The organism is Mycobacterium sp. IS-836 (genome assembly GCF_001954275.1).
Classification (GTDB): Bacteria; Actinomycetota; Actinomycetes; order Mycobacteriales; family Mycobacteriaceae; genus Mycobacterium.
This window is the reverse complement of record NZ_MBEU01000056.1, coordinates 46,407-66,268: the sequence shown is the minus strand read 5'-3', so window position 1 is coordinate 66,268 and position 19,862 is coordinate 46,407. Positions and strand designations below refer to the sequence as shown.

Genomic DNA, 19,862 nt, shown 5'->3' with positions numbered 1-19,862 from the left:
CGCACGATGCCCGGCTGAGGCAGGCGTGATCGGCGATTACTAGGCTCGTGCGAATGCGCCTTGGTCGAATCGCCAGCCCGGACGGCGTCGCCTTCGTCAGCATCGAGGGTTCCCTGGACGATCCCGGCGGGATGACGGCCCGCGAGATCGCCGAGCACCCGTTCGGCACGCCGACGTTCACCGGCCGATCCTGGCCGCTGGCCGACATCCGGCTGCTGGCGCCCATGCTGGCCGGCAAGGTGGTCTGCGTCGGGAAGAACTACGCCGATCACATCGCGGAGATGGGTGGCCAAACGGGCCCGGTGCCGGCGGATCCGGTGATATTCCTCAAGCCCAACACCGCCATCATCGGACCCAACGTGCCGATTCGGTTGCCCGCCAACGCATCACCGGTGCACTTCGAGGGAGAGCTGGCGGCGGTGATCGGCCGCCCGTGCAAGGACGTCCCGGCCGCCCAGGCCGCCGCCAACATCCTCGGCTACACCATCGCCAACGATGTGTCGGCGCGCGACCAACAACAGGCCGACGGGCAGTGGACGCGGGCCAAGGGCCACGACACCTTCTGCCCGGTCGGCCCCTGGATCGTCACCGACGTCGATCCGGCCGATCTCGAGTTGCGCACCGAGGTCAACGGCGACGTCAAGCAACACACCCGAACCTCGTCGATGATCCACGACGTCGGCGCCATCGTGGAATGGATCTCGGCCGTGATGACCCTGCTGCCCGGCGACCTCATCCTCACCGGGACACCGGCGGGTGTCGGCCCCATCGAGGACGGTGACGTCGTCTCCATCAGCATCGAGGGAATCGGCAGCCTCGCCAATCCCGTAGTCCGCAAAGGAAAGTCTTGACTTCCCCCGAAGCAGCCAAAGTACGAGTCCGGTTCTGCCCGTCGCCCACCGGCACGCCGCACGTGGGGATGGTGCGCACCGCGCTGTTCAACTGGGCCTATGCGCGGCACACCGGCGGTACCTTCGTTTTTCGCATCGAGGACACCGACGCCGCGCGCGACACCGAGGAGAGCTACCTGGCGCTGCTCGACGCCCTGCGCTGGCTCGGCCTCGACTGGGACGAGGGGCCCGAGGTCGGCGGCCCCTACGGCCCTTATAGGCAGTCGCAGCGCGGCGACATCTACCAAGAGGTAGTGGCCAAGCTGCTCGCGGCGGGGGAGGCCTACCATGCCTTTTCGACGCCGGAGGAGGTGGAGGCCCGCCACATCGCCGCCGGCCGCAACCCGAAGCTGGGCTACGACAACTTCGACCGACAGCTGACCGATCCCCAGCGGGCCGCGTTTCTCGCCGAGGGACGCCAGCCGGTGGTACGGCTGCGAATGCCCGACGAGGATCTGCACTGGCACGACCTGGTGCGCGGGCCCACCACCTTTGCGGCTGGCACCGTGCCCGACTTCGCGTTGACGCGGGCTAGCGGAGATCCGTTGTACACCTTGGTCAACCCGTGCGACGACGCGCTGATGAAGATCACGCACGTGCTGCGTGGCGAGGACCTGCTGCCGTCGACTCCGCGTCAGATTGCGTTGTATCAGGCGCTGATCCGGATCGGGGTCGCCGAGCGGATCCCGCAATTCGCCCACCTGCCAACGGTATTGGGGGAGGGAACCAAGAAGCTCTCCAAGCGCGACCCGCAGTCGAATCTGTTCGCCCACCGCGACCGGGGTTTCATTCCCGAAGGGTTGCTGAATTATCTTGCGTTGCTGGGCTGGGCGATCGCCGACGATCACGACCTGTTCAGCCTCGACGAAATGGTGGCCGCCTTCGACGTGGTGGACGTCAACTCGAATCCGGCCCGATTCGACCAGAAGAAGGCCGACGCGCTCAACGCCGAGCACATCCGGATGCTCACCGCCGACGACTTCGCCGGCAGGCTGCGCGAGTACTTCAACGCACACGGCCATCGCCTCGACTTGGATGACGCCTCGTTCGCCACCGCCGCCGAGCTGGTGCAGACCCGCATCGTGGTGCTCGCGGACGCATGGGACTTGCTGAAGTTCCTCAACGACGACGAGTACGCGATCGATCCCAAGGCCGCCGCCAAAGAACTCGGTGCGGCAGGTGCCGCGGTGCTCGACGCGGCGCTGGCCGCGCTGGACGGCGTGACGGAGTGGACGACTGCGCGGATCGAGGACGCCCTCAAGGCCGCGCTGATCGAGGGACTGGCGCTCAAACCGCGCAAAGCATTCGGCCCGATCCGCGTCGCCGCTACCGGGACGACGATCAGCCCGCCGTTATTTGAATCACTGGAGCTGCTCGGTCGCGAGCGCAGCCTGCGCCGGCTGCGGGCCGCCCGCGCTGGCGCGCTCTAAGTTTTTGGTACTCTGCACTGCGGTTTACAAAGGTCGCTGGCAGCCGCGCACGCACGGGCACTTAAGTCCGCAAAATGCGCTTTGACCTGCGGCTTTAGGCAGCCAATGGGGTATGGTGTAATTGGCAACACAGCTGATTCTGGTTCAGCCATTCTAGGTTCGAGTCCTGGTACCCCAGCAAAATCCGGCCACCACAAGCGATTAGGTGGGCATATGCGGGTGAGCTATGCTGACAGCTCGGATCGGTTCAGGCCCCGTCGTCTAGCGGCCTAGGACGCCGCCCTCTCACGGCGGTAGCGTGGGTTCGAATCCCATCGGGGCTACAAATTCTTACTGGCCGGTCCCCACGACCGCTGGTGCGGTCGATCCGCCCACCGGCATCGGCGGCAAACCGAGCTTGCGGTGATCCCACGAACGCGAACGTGCCGCCACGATGCGCACGCAGACCCGCTTGTTCATCATCTGCTCGACGAAGGGCTTCATGTCGTCGCTGTAGGGGCCGGTGTAGCGCTCGAACACGCTGACGCCGACGCGGTGCGAGACGTCGGGATCGTCAACGATCTCGGCGACGCCTTCGAAGGACACGCCGCGCAGCGTGTCGTAGGTGTCGCCGCCCTCGATCAAAAAGCTCACCCGCGGATCCCGTTTGAGGTTGACGGCCTTCTGCGACTTGGCCTTGGTCTCCAGCCAGATTTCGCCGTCGACCACGGCGTACCACATGGCGGTCAAATGCGGCTGGCCGTCGGGGCCGACGGTGGCCAATGTTCCGGTGCGGCTCTTGACGACGAAATCGGCGATCTCGTCCTCCGACATGACGATGCTCGCGCGCTGATTGGTTCCCATGGCGTCAGTCTGTCAGGTCGTTTTTGGGCGCGCGCTGAGGGCGCCCTGAACGCACACTCGCCGCCCTGAACGCACAATCGATTCGAATCACAGACGACGAGTCAGCGCTTCGGCCGCGGACAACAGATCGGCGGCCCACCGCGCTCCGGGCCGGCGCCCGATTCGGTCGATGGGCCCGGACACCGAGATGGCGGCGACGACGATGCCGCGGCCGTCGCGCACCGGCGCCGAGACGCTGGCGACACCGGGCTCACGTTCGGCCACGCTTTGTGCCCAACCGCGCCGGCGCACTTCGGCCAGCGCCCGGTCGGTGAATTTCGCCGCCGGTAGCACCGCTTTCTGGGTGGCGGCGTCGCTATAGGCCAGCAGCACTTTGGCCCCCGAGCCCGCGGTCATCGGCAGGCGGGCGCCGACCGGGACCGTATCGCGAAGGCCCGCAGCCGGTTCCAGCGCCGCGACACAGACCCGCGAGGTGCCCTCGCGGCGGTACAGCTGCACGCTCTCCCCGGTGGTCTCGCGCAATTGCGGGAGCACCGTCGCGCCGGCGGCCAGCAGCGGATCGTTGACGTGGGCCGCGAGTTCGGTAAGCGCGGGACCCAGCCGCCAGCGCCCTTCGTCGTCGCGTGCCAGCAGGCGATGGACTTCGAGTGCGGCGGCCAACCGGTAGGCGGTCGCGCGGGGCAACCCGCTCCGCTCACACAGCTCGGCCAACCCGCAGGGAGATTCCGCGATGGTGTGCAGCAGCCCCACGCTTTTGTCGAGGACGCCGATTCCGCTATCCTGTCTCATAAGGAGATACTAGCGTCTCGCATTATGAGACAGCCAGTTCTGGACGAATCGAGGCGATCGAAGATGGCAGGCATGCCGCGCACACTGGCCGAAAAGGTTTGGGACGACCACGTTGTGGCGTCGGGTGAGGGCTCCGGGCCCGACCTGATCTACATCGACCTTCATCTGGTGCACGAGGTCACCAGCCCGCAGGCGTTCGACGGGCTGCGCCTGGCCGGCCGCCCGGTGCGCCGCCCCGACCTGACGCTGGCGACCGAGGATCACAACGTGCCCACCATCGACATCGACAAGCCGATCGCCGACCCGATCTCGCGCACCCAGGTCGAGACGTTGCGGCGAAACTGTGCCGAATTCGGCGTGCGGCTGCATCCGATGGGGGATATCGAGCAGGGCATCGTCCACGTCGTCGGGCCGCAATTGGGGCTGACTCAGCCGGGAATGACGGTGGTCTGCGGCGATAGCCACACCTCTACTCATGGCGCTTTCGGCGCGCTGGCGATGGGCATCGGAACATCGGAGGTCGAACATGTACTGGCTACGCAGACGTTGCCGCTTCGGCCATTCAAGACAATGGCGGTCAATGTCGACGGGCAATTGCCGGCCGGTGTCACCGCCAAGGACATCATTTTGGCGTTGATCGCAAAGATCGGCACGGGCGGCGGACAGGGTCACGTCATCGAATATCGCGGCAGCGCCATCGAGTCGCTGTCCATGGAAGGCCGGATGACGATCTGCAATATGAGTATCGAAGCGGGTGCCCGGGCGGGCATGGTGGCGCCGGACGAAACCACATACGAGTTTCTGCGCGATCGTCCACACGCGCCGCGCGGCGCGCAATGGGACGCCGCGCTCTCCTATTGGCAGCAGCTGCGCACCGACCCCGGCGCGTCCTTCGACACCGAGGTCTATCTCGACGCGACGTCGTTGAGCCCATTTGTCACGTGGGGAACAAACCCCGGACAGGGCGTCCCGTTGGCCGCGAACGTCCCGGACCCCGACCTGATGGCCGACGAGGGCGAGCGGCAGGCCGCCGAGAAAGCCTTGGCGTACATGGACCTTCGACCCGGGGTGCCGATGCGCGAAATCGCCGTCGACGCCGTGTTCGTCGGCTCGTGCACCAACGGTCGCATCGAAGATCTGCGGGCGGTGGCCGAGGTGTTGCGCGGCCGCAAGGTGGCCTCGGGCGTGCGGATGCTGGTTGTTCCGGGCTCGATGCGGGTGCGCGCCCAGGCCGAAGCCGAGGGACTCGGCGAGATATTCACCGCCGCGGGTGCGGAGTGGCGGCAGGCGGGTTGCTCGATGTGCTTGGGCATGAACCCCGATCAGCTTGCGCCGGGGGAACGCTGCGCGGCGACGTCGAACCGCAACTTCGAAGGGCGGCAGGGCAAAGGCGGTCGCACGCATTTGGTGTCGCCGGTCGTTGCTGCGGCTACCGCGGTGCGCGGCACGCTGTCCTCGCCGGCCGACTTGAACTGATTCAACTTCGATAGAGGATGAGCATGGAAGCCTTTCACACCCACACCGGTATCGGAGTGCCACTGCGGCGCTCCAATGTGGACACCGACCAGATCATTCCCGCGGTGTATTTGAAGCGCGTCACCCGAACCGGTTTCGAGGACGGCTTGTTCGCGACGTGGCGCTCGGATCCCTCATTCGTCCTAAACCTCAGCCCCTTTGACCGCGGCTCGGTTCTGGTGGCTGGCCCCGATTTCGGCACCGGCTCGTCGCGTGAGCATGCGGTGTGGGCGCTCATGGACTATGGGTTCCGGGTGGTCATCTCGTCTCGATTCGGTGACATTTTCCGTGGCAACGCGGGCAAGGCGGGGCTGCTCGCGGCAGAAGTCGGCCAGGACGGCGTCGAACTTCTTTGGAAGCTCATCGAGCAGAGTCCGGGCTTGGAAATCACTGCCAATCTTCAAGATCGAAATATCACCGCGGGAACGGCGGTGCTGCCGTTCAAGATTGACGATCACACTGCGTGGCGATTGCTCGAGGGTCTTGACGATATAGCCCTTACGCTGCGAAAACTCCGTGACATCGAATCGTTTGAGGCGGCTCGTCCAGAGTGGAAACCGCGTACTCTACCCGGGTCCTGATGCGGGTTGACCCGGGCGAAATTTCGTCTCGCTCGGCTAAGTAAGCGGGTCGAATTCGGGCTGCGCCACCGGTCAAGGGCGGCAACCGGATTGCGAAAATTCCGATCATCGCGTCTTGAAATTGCGCGTGGCGCTTGGCAATTTGCCAGGTGAGGGTTTACCGTGTTCGCTAGTTGGTTCGAAACGAGGACCACTGGCTTCGGAGGATTTTGGATGAACAAAGCAGAGCTCATTGACGTGCTCACGCAGAAATTGGGCTCGGACCGTCGGCAAGCGACCGCTGCTGTCGAGAATGTTGTCGACACCATTGTGCGCGCGGTGCACAAGGGCGACAGCGTAACTATTACCGGCTTCGGTGTGTTCGAGCAGCGCCGCCGCGCAGCGCGCGTGGCCCGCAATCCGCGCACCGGCGAGACGGTGAAAGTGAAGCCGACGTCTGTCCCGGCGTTTCGTCCGGGTGCCCAATTCAAAGCGGTTGTCTCTGGCGCACAGCGCCTCCCGTCGGAAGGACCTGCAGTGAAGCGTGGTGTTGTGGGCGGTGCAGCCAAGAAGGCTGCCAAGAAGGCTCCGGCCAAGAAGGCCGCCGCCAAGAAGTCTCCGGCCAAGAAGGCCGCCAAGAAGGCTCCGGCCAAGAAGGCCGCGACCAAGCGCGCGCCGGCTAAGAAGGCGACCAAGAGGGCACCGGCCAAGAAGGCCGCGACCAAGAGGACGCCGGCTAAGAAGGCGACCAAGAGGGCTCCCGCCAAGAAGGCTGCGAAGAGAGCTCCGGCCAAGAAGGCGACCGCGCGCCGCGGCCGTCGCTAAGCACTAACCCGAATTCCAGACGCAGATACCCTTTGGGGGCAGCGGTGCCCCCAAAGGGTATTCGCGTGTTTAGGCCCGTACGTTGGCGGCCAGCGAGCCGCCGATGTGGTTGGCCGCCACTAGCCGGCCCGCCGCCAGCGACAGCACCCACGTACTGCCCTTGTGGTTGCGGGACTTGTCAGGGCGCACGCCGTCGCGTTCGCACCACCATGCGATCAAGTCCGGAATCACCTTGCCCTGCGTGCAGATCACCGGTGTGCCGTCCTGCGCGGCGATATCCATCACCCGGTGCCGGCCGCGTTTGGGGTTCTTGGCGTACGACTCTTCGGTGAGGGTGGGCTCGTTGCGGATCGTCACACCGAGTTCCTCCGCGAGCGGTTCCACCGTCTGGTGGCAGCGGAGCCGGTCGGCCGCGTAGACGTCGGTGGCGCCGAAGACCATCAGCTGTGGGACCAGCGCCTCAGCCTGCGCGCGTCCCCTTTTGTCCAGCGGCCGCTTGGTGTCGTCCCCGGAGAACCGGGATTTGCGGCCGGCGGTGCCGTGGCGGACCACCAACACGGTCTTCGTATCTGCCGGCTGTTTTGCAAAGCGGCGCAATACTTTTCGATCGTGTACGTAGTCCAGTTTCTTCATCGCGTCACGGAGCGGCAGCCAGATCAGCTCGTCGACCTCGCTGCCCGCGCTGAATTCCCCATCGGACGCGCGCGCCGCCCAGTAGTACACCTTTTTCACGCCCTGCTCGATCGGGTAACTCACGGCGGGAAGGCGCCTGCCCAGGACGCAGTGGTGCCCGGTCTCCTCCAACACTTCGCGCGCCGCGGCCACAGGCGCGGTCTCGCCGGGATCCACTTTGCCCTTGGGCAGCGACCAGTCGTCATAGCGGGGGCGGTGAATGACGGCGATCTCCGGGTTTTCCGAATCGAAGGTCCCAGGCCGCCACAACACCGCGCCGGCGGCGTACACGAGCCGGCTCCCCGAACGCCGGCCGGAGGACGAGTTCTGGTCGGACACCTCACTCCTGCAGGTTAATTCGGCCTGGGTCGCTCCGGCCGTGGGCGTGACCTCGAAACGTAGCACACGGCATCAGGCGCTACGGTGCAGCTCCATCAGCGATACCTGATGGTCGCGCACGCTCTGACCATCCTGAGGCGACGCGGTCCACTGCCCGTCAGACCCGAGCTCCCAGCACCGAGTGGACGGGTCCAGCGCGGACTCGAACAAGTCGTCCAGATATGCGGTGAGCCTTGGGTCTTTGACCTGAACCAGCACCTCGACTCGGCGATCGAGATTGCGGTGCATCATGTCGGCGCTGCCGATCCAGTACTCGTTGATGCGATCGAAATGGATGATCCGCGAGTGCTCCAGGAACCGGCCGAGAATCGAGCGGACCGAAATGTTCTCCGAGAAGCCTTCCGTTTCCGGGCGCAGAGCGCAGATGCCGCGCACCACCACTTCGACCCGCACGCCCGCCCGCGACGCGCGATACAACGCGTCGATCACCTGCTCGTCGACCAGAGCGTTCATCTTGAGCCGGATCCGCCCCCCGCCGTTTTCACGGTGCGCCGCAATCTCACGCTCGACGCGTTCGATGATGCCGGTGCGGATGCCGTCCGGCGCCACCAACAGGTTGCGGTAGGACACTTTTCGGGAGTAGCCGGTCAGCGAATTGAACAGGTCGGTGAGGTCGGCCCCGATATCGGGCGCCGCCGTGAGCAGCCCGACATCCTCATACAGCCGCGCCGTCTTGCTGTTGTAGTTGCCCGTCCCGATGTGGCAGTACCGCCGGATCGTCGAACCCTCGCGACGTACCACCAGGCAAGTCTTGCAGTGTGTCTTGAGGCCGACGAGCCCGTAGACCACGTGCACACCCGCCTGCTCGAGTTCGCGCGCCCAGCGGATGTTGGCCTGTTCGTCGAAGCGTGCCTTGATCTCGACGAGCGCCACCGCCTGCTTGCCGGCCTCGGCGGCGTCGATCAACGCCCGGACGATCGGCGAATCACCCGATGTGCGGTACAGCGTCTGTTTGATCGCCAGCACGTTGGGATCCGCGGCGGCCTGCTCGATGAATCGCTGCACGCTGGTGGAGAACGAGTCGTACGGATGATGCACCAGCACATCGCCTTCGCGCAGCGTCGCGAAGATGCTCTTGGGGGTTTCCCGGTCGGCGAAGGCGGGGTGGGTGGCCGGAACGAATGCCGGGTCTTTGAGCGCCGGGCGGTCCAGTCCGTAGATCTGCCACAGCGACGAAAGATCGAGTAGCCCGGGCACTTCGATGACGTCACTGGGATTCACGTCGAGTTCCCGCAGCAGCAGCTCCAGCATGCCCTCGGTCATGTCGTCGGCGATCTCGAGTCGCACCGGAGAACCGAATCTTCGCCGCGCCAATTCCCGCTCCAGCGCTTGCAGCAGATCTTCGTCGCGATCCTCTTCGACTTCGAAGTCGGCGTTGCGGGTAATGCGGAAGGCGTGATGTTCGACGACGTCCATGCCTGGGAACAGCACCGGAAGAAAGGCCGCGATCAGCTCTTCCATCGGCAGGTACCGGATCATGGCGTGCGCTTCGCCGGAGCCCTCTCGGGCCGGTTCGCGGTTGCCGAGTTCGACGAAGCGATCGACGTTGTCGGGCACCTTGACTCGCGCGAAGTGCTGACCGCCGTCTTCGGGTTGCTTCACCGTGACCGCCAGATTCAGGCTCAGTCCGCTCACGAACGGGAACGGGTGGGCGGGATCGACGGCCAACGGTGTCAGTACGGGGAAGACCTGCTCGTTGAAATAGGTCGACAGTTCGTCGCGCTCGGCCTGCTCCAGGTCGGCCCACGTGACGATGTGTATGCCTTCCTCGGCCAGGGCCGGCCGCACCGAATCGAGGAACACGCGGGCGTGCCGCGTCGCGATTCGCTGCGTCTGCTCTCCGATGCGGGCCAATTGCTCACGCGGGGTCAGACCGTCGGCCGAGCGGACCGACAGCCCCATCTCGTCGCGGCGCTTCAGCCCGGCGACCCGAACCATGTAGAACTCGTCGAGATTGGAAGCGAAGATCGCCAGAAATTTGGCCCGCTCCAGCAGAGGCAGCGAGTTGTCGTCGGCCAGCGCGAGCACGCGCGCGTTGAAGTCCAGCCAGCTCAGTTCCCGGTTGAGGTAGCGGTCCTCCGGCAGCGCATCGCTGATCGCTGCGGGGGTCGCGGCCGGGGGTGCGGCCAGCGCCGAACCATCCGGTTGCCATGCCGTTTCTGCGAGGCGCGCCTCGGCTTCGGTTTCGGTCACCATGCGATCATCCCGCATCACCCGCTGGTGCTGCTAGCGCCCGACAGACATCCATCCGTCGTTGGCGCGTCGTTCATCCGCCGGACAGGTTCGCTGTCGCGCCGGATCGGACTTCATCTCTCAGTGCCGCGCGACGGCACGGGCTGTCGCCGCGCCGACCCCGAGGTGGCGTGCGGCCGCCAGGTCGGCGGGTGTGTCAACGTCGCAGCGCAGGCCTGGCCACGCGCCGGTCAACTCGATCGCACCCGAACGGCGGTGCCGCGCGCAGGAATCCGGCCCGAACTGCGGCTCGAGAAACGAACCGAACGCGCACAGCGCCGCGGTACCGGTCGCCAGCCGGTCGGCGACGAAGCTGCGTCGATGTTGCCGGGCGGCGGCGATCGCCTCGGCCAGTTCTTGCGTCTGCAGCGCCGGCAAATCGCCCTGCAGCACAACGACATTCGAGAACGACCGGGCCACCGCGCGTTCGGCGGCGCCGATCGCGTTGTTCAGCGGGTCTTCATGTCCCTCGGGTGTCGGGTCGGCCAGCACGTTCGCCCCGAGGTCGGCCGCGGCCGCGGCCGCGGCGTCGTCGGGTGTGATGACCGTGATCGAGCCCACCGATGCGACGCCCGCCGCGGCGGTCAGGGTGTCGACCAACATGGCGAGCACCACGCTCTCCCGGGTTTGCGCCGAGAACACCGGGGCCAGCCTGGTCTTGGCGGCGGCCAACCGCTTGACGGCGATGATCAGGGCAACGTCAGCTGCGTTTTCGCCCGCGCCGTCGGCGCGTGTGCCGCTCATGAGGCCATCCTGCCAGCGCCGATTCCCGCGATGCCGCCTCGGGCTAATCTGAAGCGCCGGCAACGCGATCAGAAGGCGGCGCCGCACACGGTCTCGACGACAGACGGGGTGGTAAATGGCCAGCACGATGCCCGGTTCAGAGGGCGCCGTCGCGGTGATGGGCGCCGGTGCGTGGGGCACCGCCCTGGCCAAGGTGCTGGTGGACGCCGGAGGACCGGACGCGCGGGTCACGCTCTGGGCCCGGCGATCCGAGATCGCCGAGCAGATCAACGTCACCCGATACAACCCCGCCTATCTGCCCGGGACGTTGCTGCCGGGTGGCATCCGCGCCACCGCCGATGCCAAAGAGGCGCTGGCCGGCTCGTCGACGGTGCTGCTGGCGGTGCCCGCGCAGACGATGCGGGCCAACCTCGAGCACTGGGCGCCCTGGTTGCCCGACGGCGCGACGCTGGTCAGCCTGGCGAAGGGCATCGAGCTGGGCACCCTGATGCGGATGAGTCAGGTCATCGTTTCGGTGACGGGCGTCGACCCCGCACAGGTCGGAGTGATTTCGGGACCGAACCTGGCCAGCGAGATCGCCGAATGTCAGCCCGCCGCTACGGTTGTCGCGTGCAGTGACTCCGGCCGCGCCGTCGCCGTGCAGCGGATGCTGAACAGCGGGTACTTCCGCCCGTACACCAACAGCGATGTGGTCGGCACCGAGATCGGTGGGGCGTGCAAGAACGTCATCGCGCTGGCTTGCGGGATGGCGGTCGGCGTCGGCCTCGGCGAAAACACCGTGGCGGCGATCATTACCCGCGGCCTGGCGGAGATCATGCGCCTTGGGATGGCGTTGGGCGCCAAGGGCGCGACGCTGGCCGGCCTGGCGGGGGTGGGCGACCTGGTGGCCACGTGCACGTCGCCGCATTCGCGTAACCGGTCCTTCGGCGAGTGCCTGGGCCGCGGCGGAACCATGGAATCGGCGATGCAGGCGAGGGACGGGCACGTCGTCGAGGGGGTGACCTCGTGCGAGGCGGTGCTGGCGCTGGCCTCCAGCTACGACGTCGAGATGCCATTGACCGAAGCCGTGCACCGGGTCTGTCACAAGGGGCTCTCGGTGGACGAGGCGATGGCCCTGTTGCTGGGCCGCAGCACCAAGCCCGAATGAAACCCCAGCTAGCGGCCCGGCGCCCGACCCGAGGGCGCTCCACCCGGTAGCCTCTCCAGGTTGTGAGTGCCAGCGACCGCGTGCGCGTCGCCGTCGTCTTCGGCGGGCGCAGCAACGAGCACGCCATCTCGTGCGTGTCCGCCGGCAGCATTCTGCGCAACCTCGACCCGCAGCGTTTCGAGGTGGTCGCGATCGGCATCACCCCGGAGGGTTCGTGGGTGCTCACCGACGGCGACCCGGACGCGCTGGCGATCACCGACCGGCAGCTGCCCGGGGTGACGACCGCCTCGGGCACCGAGCTGGCGCTGCCGGCCGATCCGCGGCGCGGCGGCCAGCTGGTGTCGCTCCGGGCCGGTGCCGGTGACAAGGCCGGTGAAGTCCTGGCGTCGGTCGACGTGGTCTTTCCGGTGCTGCACGGCCCGTACGGCGAAGACGGCACGATCCAGGGACTGCTCGAACTGGCCGGTGTGCCCTACGTCGGCGCCGGCGTGCTGTCCAGTTCGGTCGGTATGGACAAGGAATTCACCAAGAAACTGCTTACCGCCGAAGGACTTCCGGTCGGCCCGCACGCGGTACTGCGCCCAGCGCAGGCTGCGCTGCCCCTCGATGAGTGCGAGCGGCTGGGTCTGCCGGTGTTCGTCAAACCCGCGCGGGGCGGCTCGTCGATCGGCGTGACCCGGGTGTCGAGTTGGGACGAGCTGCCGGCCGCGGTGGCGACCGCTCGCCGGCACGATCCGAAGGTGATCGTTGAGGCGGCGATCAGCGGCCGTGAGCTGGAGTGCGGTGTGCTCGAAATGCCCGACGGCACAGTGGAAGCCAGCACTTTGGGGGAGATCCGGGTGGCCGGGGTGCGCGGCCGCGAGGACTCGTTCTACGACTTCGCGACCAAATACCTCGACGACGCAGCCGAATTGGACGTTCCAGCGAAGGTCGACGACGAGATCGCCGATGCGATACGCCAATTGGCGATCCGGGCGTTCAAGGCCATCGACTGCCAGGGCCTGGCCCGCGTCGATTTCTTCCTAACCGACGACGGGCCGGTGATCAACGAGATCAACACAATGCCGGGATTCACCACGATCTCGATGTACCCGAGGATGTGGGCCGCCAGCGGCGTCGACTATCCCACCCTGCTCGCGACCATGGTGGAGACCGCGCTGGCGCGGGGCGTGGGTCTGCGCTAACGGGCTCACTAATCCGGACGGGCCGGGTCGATCGGCACCGCCGCGATCGTGTGGTCGATGACCTCGGAGAGCTGCTGGATCGGTGTCGGCCCCGACCCCGACGGCAGTGTCAACGCGACGTACACCGGCCGGTCCACGGTGTACCAAGTGGATCTGCCCGAGTCGCCGGCGGATTGCTGCTGGGCGCCCACCTCAAACCACTGCACCCGGTCGACGGCCTGGATCGGGGATCCCACGACGAATTCGGCGGGGCGGTCGAGTCCGCACCGCAGCACCAGCGGCTGGCTATCGGGTCCGGACCGCCAGGCGGCCACGCCCTGCGGCGCGGGCTGCGCGACGGGCGCGCGCTGATAGTTACCCAGCCGTTGCGGCAGCGCGTCCGTGAGCGCCTTGCATGCGGCGCTGGCGGCCTGCGGCGCGGGGACGGCCGGAATGGCGACGGGTTGTGGTGGCGCCTCGCGGTTCGCCGCGATGACCAGGATCGCGCCGATCGCCGCGACTGCCAGCGCGACCGCGGCGATCATCGCGGCGCGCGGAGGTCCGCCGAGATCGGTTGCGGTATTGGGGTCGGTCGTCACCGCCCGCGCACCTCCTGTCTCCTACACTGGCGCGGTCGGGCAAAGACCCAACTTACCGCAGGTCGGGGCGACCCCAGAGTGGCCCGAGGAGGTGGCGTGCGTGGACTCTGACTTCGGAGCATCGGGGGAGTTCCCCACGCTGGCACGGCTCGGCGAATTCGCGGTCATCGATCGGTTGGTGCGGGGACGCCGGCAACCCGACGGGGTGCTGCTCGGGCCCGGCGACGACGCGGCGCTGGTGTCGGCGGGCGACGGCCGCACCGTGGTTTCGACCGATGTGTTGGTGCAGGACCGGCACTTTCGGCTGGACTGGTCGACGCCCCACGACGTCGGCCGCAAGGCGGTCGCGCAGAACGCCGCCGACATCGAGGCGATGGGCGCGCGGGCCACGGCGTTCGTCGTCGGCTTCGGCGCCCCGGGTGACACCCGCGCGGCGGACGTGGACGCGCTCGTCGACGGGCTGTGGGACGAGGCCGCGCGGATCGGCGCGGGCATCGCCGGCGGTGATCTGGTCAGCTGCCCCCAGTGGGTGTTGTCGGTGACCGTGCTGGGCGACCTGGACGGACGCGCGCCGGTGCTGCGATCGGGGGCCCACGCCGGTTCGGTGCTCGCCGTCGCCGGCGAGTTGGGTCGCTCGGCTGCGGGATATGCCCTGTGGCACAACGGCATTGGTGGGTTCGACGAGCTTCGGCGTCGTCACCTGGTACCCGAGCCGCCGTACGGCGCGGGAGCCACGGCCGCGAGCGCGGGCGCGGAGGCGATGATCGACGTCTCCGACGGTCTGGTGGCCGACCTGCGCCACGTGGCCACGGCGTCCGGGGTGGGGATCGACCTGTCCACCGCCGCCCTGGCGGTGGACCGCGACGCGCTGGCCGCCGCGGCGGCTGCCGTGGGCGCCGACCCATGGTCGTGGGTGCTGGCCGGCGGCGAGGACCACGCCCTGGCGGCCTGTTTCGCCGGCCCGGCGCCGGCCGGCTGGCGCGTCGTCGGCCGGGTGCTCGACGGGCCGGCCCGGGTGCTCGTCGACGGAGCGGAGTGGAGCGGCTACGCCGGATGGCAGTCGTATTAGTGTGGCGCCGTGACCGTCTACGCGATCGCCCAGCTGAAATTCACCGACCGGGCGGTCTACGACCGCTACCAGGCGAGGTTCATGGAGGTCTTCGCCCGTCACACCGGAACACTGCTGGCCGCCGACGAGTCGCCGAAGGTCGCCGAGGGGCAGTGGGACCGCGAGAAGGTGGTGTTGATGTCGTTTCCCGACGAGGCGGCGTTCCACGCTTTTGTGCAATCGCCCGAATACGAGGACATCGCGAAGGATCGGCGCGCGGGCGCGGACACGGTGGTGCTGCTGGTGCAGGGACTGCGGTGACCGCGCGCCCGTTGAAGGAACTCGTCGAGCAGGGGTGGGCGACCGCGCTGGAGCCGGTGGCCGAGCAGGTCGCGCAGATGGGGCAATTCCTGCGCGCCGAGATCGCCGCGGGGCGCAGGTATCTGCCCGCCGGGCCGAACGTGTTGCGCGCCTTCACGTTTCCCTTCGACGACGTCCGGGTGCTGATCGTCGGCCAAGACCCCTACCCGACACCGGGACACGCTGTGGGCCTGAGCTTTTCGGTGGCCCCCGAGGTGCGTCCGCTGCCGCGAAGCCTGGCCAATATCTTCGACGAGTACAGCGCCGACCTAGGCCATCCCCAGCCCTCGTCCGGCGACCTGACGCCTTGGGCGCAGCGCGGCGTGCTGCTTCTCAACAGGGTGCTGACGGTGCGCCCCAACAACCCGGCGTCGCATCGGGGCAAGGGCTGGGAAGCGGTGACGGAATGCGCGATTCGCGCCCTGGTCGAGCGGTCCCGGCCGCTGGTGGCCATCCTGTGGGGCCGCGACGCGTCGACGCTCAAACCCATTCTGGCCGAAGGGGATTGCGTGGCGATCGAGTCGCCGCACCCGTCGCCGCTGTCGGCGTCGCGCGGGTTCTTCGGCTCGCGGCCGTTCAGCCGCGCTAACGAGCTGCTCGCTGGCATGGGCGCCGAGCCCGTCGATTGGCGGCTGCCGTGAGCGAAATGACGGCGCTGCGGGCGCACCGCAGGGGCGGACCGGAGGTACTCGTGGTCGAGCGGGCGCCGGCGCCGGTCGCGGGCGCCGGCGAAGTCGTCGTGGCGGTACACGCCGCGGCCATCACGTTCGACGAATTGACATGGGACGAAACGTGGACCCGCGACGGCGTCAGCCGAACTCCGGTGATCCCGTCGCACGAGGTATCCGGCGTCGTCTCCGACATCGGCACGGGCGTCGGGGATTTCGCGCCCGGCGACGAGGTGTACGGGTTGATCGGATTCGACCGCGACGGCGCGGCAGCGGATTTCGTTGCCGTTCCCGCGGCCGAGCTGGCCGCCAAGCCGTCGGCGGTCTCACATGTCGTCGCCGCCGCCTTGCCGCTGGCCGGGCTCACCGCCCTGCAAGCGTTGGTCGACCAGGCCGCGGTGCAACCCGGGGAGGCCGTGTTGGTCCACGGCGGCGCCGGCGGGGTCGGCGCCCTAGCGGTGCAACTGGCCGCGATCCTCGGCGCGGAGGTCACCGCCACCGTGCGCAGCGACGCGGGCGAACTGCTGCGCGGCTTCGGCGCACAGCGCGTGATCGACGTTCGAACGCAACGGTTCGAGGAAACCGGTGATACCTACGACGTCGTCATCGACACCGTCGGAGGCGAGACGCTGGACCGATCCTTTTCGGTGGTGCGCCGGGGCGGGCGGTTGATCACCCTGTCGGCGCCCCCGCCCGCGGGCAAAGCCGACGAATACGGGATCAGGGCGACGTTCTTCATCGTCGAGCCCAATCGAGACCAGCTCGGTGAGCTCGCGGCCCTCGTCGACAGCGGCCGGCTGCGCGTCGAAATCGCGGCGACATTCCCACTCGAGCAGGGTCGGGAAGCGTTCGAAAGCGGTCAGCGCGCCGTTCGGCGGCCCGGCAAGACCGTGATCGTTGTCCGGGGCTGACGGGCAATCGGCGGCATTCACTCCGAGCGTCGCACCGTGCCGGAGTCGAGGTCGTAAACCAGGCCGGTGACCGTCGTTCCCGGCGCACGCACGACCTCGCGCAGGACGTGGACGTCGTAGTTCACCGCGTGCCAAGGATCGGCGACGGTCACCTTCGCCACGTCGTCCTCGTTGATGCCGATGTAGTCGGCGACCAGTGCGGCGTGTTCCGGGGTGTCGAGCCGAGCGAGCCCGCAGTCGGTGTGGTGCATGACGACGATCTCGAACGCCGCGTCGATGCCCTCGACGGCGGCGACGGTGGCGAGGACCAGGAGGCTTCGCAGCACATCGGCGGTGACACGGCCGCCGGGGTTGCGCAGCACGATCGCGTCGCCGGGCTGCAGACCGAGTACGTGGGACGGGTCGACGCGATGGTCGGCGCACGTGACGACGATGGTCCGCAGTGCCGGGGTGAGCGAGCGGTCGGCGGTGGACAGGGCCTCGGCGCGCCGGGCGTTACGCTCGATCAGGGTATCGACGCTCATGCGGTTCCTTCCGTCATCCGCTGCCGCAGCATCGCGTCGAGTTCGGTGCGCGCGAGGTTGTTGATCAGATTCCCGAGCATGTTTTCCGCGATGACCGCGGCGATGTCGATCATGGTTTGCGCGTCGATCCCCGCCGCGCGCGCGTGGTCGAGGTCCTCGTCGCTCAGCCGGCCGCGGCTGCGGAGCATGCGCGTAGCGAACTCGACCTGGGCGTCGACGCTTTGATTGTCGGCATGGCCCGGACGGGCGAGCGCGCGTGCGGCGAGGGTGTGCGCCGTCCGGCAGTACTCGCATCCGTTCGTCTCGGCGACATGGATCGCGATGCGCTCGCGGGCCAGCGGCAAAACTGCGCCCCGAGCGTTGAATTCGCCCGCCGCGAGGTAGAGATCGGCCGCGTTGGTTCCCCGCGCCATGACCCGGATGGTGTTCGGCAGCCAACCGTATCGACGCCGCGCGGTGTCGAAGGCAGGAAGCGCGGCATCGGCGTGCACGGGTTCGATGCGGGTCATGCCGTCACCCCCGACCAGGGCGGCTCGGCGGTCGCGAGCCGTTCGATCGCGGGACCGCTCTCGAACGCCAGCAGGAGCTGCTTCTCGGAGTCGGGCACTTCGGTGACGGCCGTACGGGCAAACGCCGGCGGTGCGGGGAAGTACTCGATGCCGAGTTGTACCAGGCGCGCCATCTCGTCACCGGCGATCAGCCCCGCGAGGAAGAGCCCCGCGTCGATGCTTGCCGAAACACCGGCGCCGGTGACGATCCGCCCGTCGCGGTGGAAGCGGTCGGGGACGACGTCGACGCCGTACGACGCCACCCGATCCCGCCAGCCCCAGTTGGTGGTTACGCTGACGCCGTCGAGGATCCCGGCGGCCGCCAACAGCGCGACCCCGTTGCAGATCCCGACGGTCCACGTGGTCGCCGCGTGCATCCGCGCCAGCCAACCGAGGAGCCCCGGGTCGGCGAGTGCCGCGCAGACGCCCGGTCCGCCCGGCACGTAAAGGATGTCGGTCGAGGCGATGGCATCGATGCCGCGGTAGGCGAGCAGCCCGAGGCGGCGGGTGTCGGCCGCGATCACGCCAGGGGCCGCCGCGACGAATTCGACCTCCATGCCCGGGACGTTGGCAAGCACTTCGTAGCCGCCCACGACGTCCAGCGCCGTGAACCCGTCGAACAACACGACCGTCAGCCGCATGTCTTCCTCCTCGTCATCAACACGTGCCTTTCATGGTGGGGGGCGGAGGAGGACGACACGAGTGGCGAAAATGCCACTAAAGCGGCTATTGTCGCCACATGGCGGATGCGGCCAGCCGGGTGGGCATTCTCGTCTACCGGGATTGCTTCGCATCCGAGGCGTTCGCCGTGCTCGACGTGCTCACCCTGGCCAACCGTGTCGCGGAGTTCAACGGCCAACCGGTTCCGTTCATCACGACGCTGCATGCCGCTCGCCCGGGCGCCGTGTCCGCGAGCGGCGGAATCGAAATGCGGGCTCCGCGAATGCGTTACGGCCTCGACCTCCTCGTGATTCCGGGATTCGACCTCAGCCCGGTTCAGGACATCGACGGCCGGCTCGAGACGTGGGGGGACGAGATCGCGCTCCTTCGACGGGTTGCGGCGCGGGGCATCCCGACCGCGAGCATCTGCGTCGGTGCTTTCCTCCTGGGCGCGGCCGGCATGCTCGACGGACGGCGCGCGACGACCGCGTGGCTGTTCGCCGACGAGCTGGGCAGGCGTCACCCCGAGGCGATCGTGGACCGTGATGCGCTCCTGATCGAAGACGGGCCGATCACGACGACCGGCGCGTTCAGCGCGTCACTTGACCTGGCGCTACATCTCGTCCGCTTGCGCGCGGGCGCCACCGTGGCCCGCACCACATCGAAGATCACCCTGACCACACCGGGCCGCGCGCTGCAGTCGCCCTACATCGACGAGACCCTCGATGGGAGTGTGCGGCAAGGGTTCTCGACCCATGTGCGGCGCGACCTCTTGGCCAACCTGGATCGGGAGTACAACCTGGCCGCGCTCGCGGCCGCACACCATGTGAGCACCCGCACCATGCTTCGGCGATTCCGGGCCGAGACCGGTCAGACGCCGCTGGACTTCGTCCAGGCGGCGCGGGTGTCCCGGGCGAAGCAGCTCCTGGAAGCGACGGACCTCAGCATCGAGCAGATCGCGCGGTCGGTGGGCTACCGGGACACCGGCACGTTCCGCCGATTGTTCTCGGGTGCGGTCGGCTTGAGGCCGTCGGACTACCGGCGCGCGTTCGCCACCCGTGATGCGGCTCGCTAGCCGCGGACGACCTTGCCGGCCTTGATGCAGGACGTGCAGGCGTTGATCCGCTGCTTGTTGCCGCCGGGACGCGTCACGACGTGCACGGTCTGGACGTTGGGGTCCCACCGGCGACTGGTGCGGCGGTGGGAGTGCGACACCGACTTACCGAAGCCGGGGCCTTTCCCGCAGATATCGCACACAGCGGCCATTCTTCAAGCTCCTCAAAATTCGGGGGCCCGGCACTCAGGATGGATCTCGACGAGCCGGGACGGCCCAGG

The 19,862-nt window shown here is 67.8% G+C and carries 22 protein-coding genes and 2 tRNA genes; 14 read left to right on the top strand and 10 right to left on the bottom strand.

Going from position 1 to position 19,862, the window contains the following annotated elements:
* The first annotated feature begins 53 nt into the window (after positions 1-53).
* The 4 genes from A5747_RS16035 (at position 54) to A5747_RS16020 (ending at position 2,643) form a co-directional block, all read left to right on the top strand.
* Entirely contained in the window at positions 54-851 is a 798-nt protein-coding gene (locus tag A5747_RS16035) for a fumarylacetoacetate hydrolase family protein (protein ID WP_076125908.1), read from the top strand.
* On the top strand, positions 848-2,320 hold the full coding sequence (gene gltX, locus A5747_RS16030; protein WP_076125906.1) for a glutamate--tRNA ligase: 1,473 nt from the start codon (positions 848-850) through the stop codon (positions 2,318-2,320). Before A5747_RS16035 ends, gltX begins: the two co-directional genes overlap by 4 nt.
* A 106-nt stretch (positions 2,321-2,426) precedes the next feature.
* Positions 2,427-2,498 (top strand) — tRNA-Gln (locus tag A5747_RS16025).
* A gap of 72 nt (positions 2,499-2,570) precedes the next feature.
* Positions 2,571-2,643, top strand: a tRNA-Glu gene (locus A5747_RS16020).
* 7 nt (positions 2,644-2,650) lie between these two features.
* On the opposite strand, the gene A5747_RS16015 is transcribed toward A5747_RS16020, so the two are convergent.
* Positions 2,651-3,163 (bottom strand): pyridoxamine 5'-phosphate oxidase family protein, encoded by a 513-nt coding sequence (locus A5747_RS16015; RefSeq protein ID WP_076125904.1) that lies wholly within the window; start codon positions 3,161-3,163, stop codon positions 2,651-2,653.
* A gap of 87 nt (positions 3,164-3,250) precedes the next feature.
* Positions 3,251-3,952, bottom strand: coding sequence for an IclR family transcriptional regulator (locus A5747_RS16010; RefSeq protein WP_076125901.1), 702 nt, complete (start codon positions 3,950-3,952; stop codon positions 3,251-3,253).
* 63 nt (positions 3,953-4,015) lie between these two features.
* Here A5747_RS16010 and leuC point away from each other — a divergent pair, with 63 nt between their 5' ends.
* From leuC to A5747_RS15995, 3 genes are all read left to right on the top strand, one after another.
* Positions 4,016-5,428, top strand: a complete 1,413-nt coding sequence (gene leuC / locus A5747_RS16005; protein ID WP_076125899.1) for a 3-isopropylmalate dehydratase large subunit — start codon at positions 4,016-4,018, stop codon at positions 5,426-5,428.
* Positions 5,429-5,451: 23 nt separating this feature from the next.
* Positions 5,452-6,048, top strand: coding sequence for a 3-isopropylmalate dehydratase small subunit (gene leuD / locus A5747_RS16000; protein WP_076125896.1), 597 nt, complete (start codon positions 5,452-5,454; stop codon positions 6,046-6,048).
* 213 nt (positions 6,049-6,261) lie between these two features.
* A complete protein-coding gene (locus A5747_RS15995) occupies positions 6,262-6,852 on the top strand; it encodes an HU family DNA-binding protein (protein WP_076125894.1) in 591 nt (196 codons plus the stop codon).
* 69 nt (positions 6,853-6,921) lie between these two features.
* Here A5747_RS15995 and A5747_RS15990 read toward each other — a convergent pair whose 3' ends face one another.
* The 3 genes from A5747_RS15990 to cofC all read right to left on the bottom strand — a co-directional run bounded on the left by A5747_RS15990 (position 6,922) and on the right by cofC (position 10,899).
* Positions 6,922-7,863, bottom strand: a complete 942-nt coding sequence (locus tag A5747_RS15990; RefSeq protein ID WP_076126011.1) for a bifunctional NUDIX hydrolase/histidine phosphatase family protein — start codon at positions 7,861-7,863, stop codon at positions 6,922-6,924.
* A 72-nt stretch (positions 7,864-7,935) separates the two neighbouring features.
* A complete protein-coding gene (locus A5747_RS15985) occupies positions 7,936-10,137 on the bottom strand; it encodes an RNA degradosome polyphosphate kinase (RefSeq protein ID WP_076125891.1) in 2,202 nt (733 codons plus the stop codon).
* Positions 10,138-10,236: 99 nt separating this feature from the next.
* A complete protein-coding gene (gene cofC / locus A5747_RS15980; protein WP_076125888.1) occupies positions 10,237-10,899 on the bottom strand; it encodes a 2-phospho-L-lactate guanylyltransferase in 663 nt (220 codons plus the stop codon).
* Positions 10,900-11,026: 127 nt separating this feature from the next.
* On the opposite strand from cofC, the gene A5747_RS15975 reads away from it, so the two are divergent.
* Complete coding sequence (locus tag A5747_RS15975) at positions 11,027-12,046, top strand: NAD(P)H-dependent glycerol-3-phosphate dehydrogenase (RefSeq protein ID WP_233148067.1); 1,020 nt, start codon at positions 11,027-11,029, stop codon at positions 12,044-12,046.
* Positions 12,047-12,108: 62 nt separating this feature from the next.
* A complete protein-coding gene (locus A5747_RS15970) occupies positions 12,109-13,230 on the top strand; it encodes a D-alanine--D-alanine ligase family protein (protein ID WP_076125883.1) in 1,122 nt (373 codons plus the stop codon).
* 8 nt (positions 13,231-13,238) lie between these two features.
* Here the strand turns inward: A5747_RS15970 and A5747_RS15965 are convergent, their stop codons facing one another.
* The gene (locus A5747_RS15965) at positions 13,239-13,754 is read right to left on the bottom strand and encodes a DUF3515 domain-containing protein (RefSeq protein WP_076126008.1); all 516 of its coding nucleotides are present in this window, start codon (positions 13,752-13,754) and stop codon (positions 13,239-13,241) included.
* Positions 13,755-13,908: 154 nt separating this feature from the next.
* On the opposite strand from A5747_RS15965, the gene A5747_RS15960 reads away from it, so the two are divergent.
* Genes A5747_RS15960 through A5747_RS15945 form a run of 4 tightly spaced genes read left to right on the top strand, consistent with a single transcriptional unit; the run spans position 13,909 to position 16,795 of the window.
* Complete coding sequence (locus A5747_RS15960; protein ID WP_076125881.1) at positions 13,909-14,877, top strand: thiamine-phosphate kinase; 969 nt, start codon at positions 13,909-13,911, stop codon at positions 14,875-14,877.
* A 9-nt stretch (positions 14,878-14,886) separates the two neighbouring features.
* Positions 14,887-15,177 carry a DUF1330 domain-containing protein gene (locus A5747_RS15955; protein ID WP_076063218.1) on the top strand — a complete coding sequence of 97 codons (291 nt, stop codon included), beginning with the start codon at positions 14,887-14,889 and terminating at the stop codon, positions 15,175-15,177.
* The gene (locus A5747_RS15950; protein ID WP_076125879.1) at positions 15,174-15,857 is read left to right on the top strand and encodes a uracil-DNA glycosylase; all 684 of its coding nucleotides are present in this window, start codon (positions 15,174-15,176) and stop codon (positions 15,855-15,857) included. Before A5747_RS15955 ends, A5747_RS15950 begins: the two co-directional genes overlap by 4 nt.
* 5 nt (positions 15,858-15,862) lie before the next feature.
* Positions 15,863-16,795 (top strand): NADP-dependent oxidoreductase, encoded by a 933-nt coding sequence (locus A5747_RS15945; protein WP_076126005.1) that lies wholly within the window; start codon positions 15,863-15,865, stop codon positions 16,793-16,795.
* Between the two features lie 17 nt (positions 16,796-16,812).
* Here the strand turns inward: A5747_RS15945 and A5747_RS25115 are convergent, their stop codons facing one another.
* The 3 genes from A5747_RS25115 to A5747_RS15930 are packed head-to-tail and all read right to left on the bottom strand — an operon-like array spanning position 16,813 to position 18,508.
* Positions 16,813-17,319: a carbonic anhydrase gene (locus A5747_RS25115; protein WP_076125877.1), complete on the bottom strand. Its 507-nt coding sequence runs from the start codon at positions 17,317-17,319 to the stop codon at positions 16,813-16,815.
* Positions 17,316-17,810 carry a carboxymuconolactone decarboxylase family protein gene (locus A5747_RS24900; RefSeq protein WP_158070279.1) on the bottom strand — a complete coding sequence of 165 codons (495 nt, stop codon included), beginning with the start codon at positions 17,808-17,810 and terminating at the stop codon, positions 17,316-17,318. Before A5747_RS24900 ends, A5747_RS25115 begins: the two co-directional genes overlap by 4 nt.
* Before the next feature lie 14 nt (positions 17,811-17,824).
* Positions 17,825-18,508, bottom strand: coding sequence for a DJ-1/PfpI family protein (locus A5747_RS15930; RefSeq protein WP_076125873.1), 684 nt, complete (start codon positions 18,506-18,508; stop codon positions 17,825-17,827).
* 98 nt (positions 18,509-18,606) lie between these two features.
* Here A5747_RS15930 and A5747_RS15925 point away from each other — a divergent pair, with 98 nt between their 5' ends.
* Positions 18,607-19,602 (top strand): GlxA family transcriptional regulator, encoded by a 996-nt coding sequence (locus tag A5747_RS15925; protein ID WP_076125871.1) that lies wholly within the window; start codon positions 18,607-18,609, stop codon positions 19,600-19,602.
* Here the strand turns inward: A5747_RS15925 and rpmB are convergent.
* Entirely contained in the window at positions 19,599-19,793 is a 195-nt protein-coding gene (rpmB, locus tag A5747_RS15920) for a 50S ribosomal protein L28 (protein WP_076125869.1), read from the bottom strand. The genes A5747_RS15925 and rpmB overlap by 4 nt on opposite strands.
* Positions 19,794-19,862 lie beyond the last annotated feature (69 nt).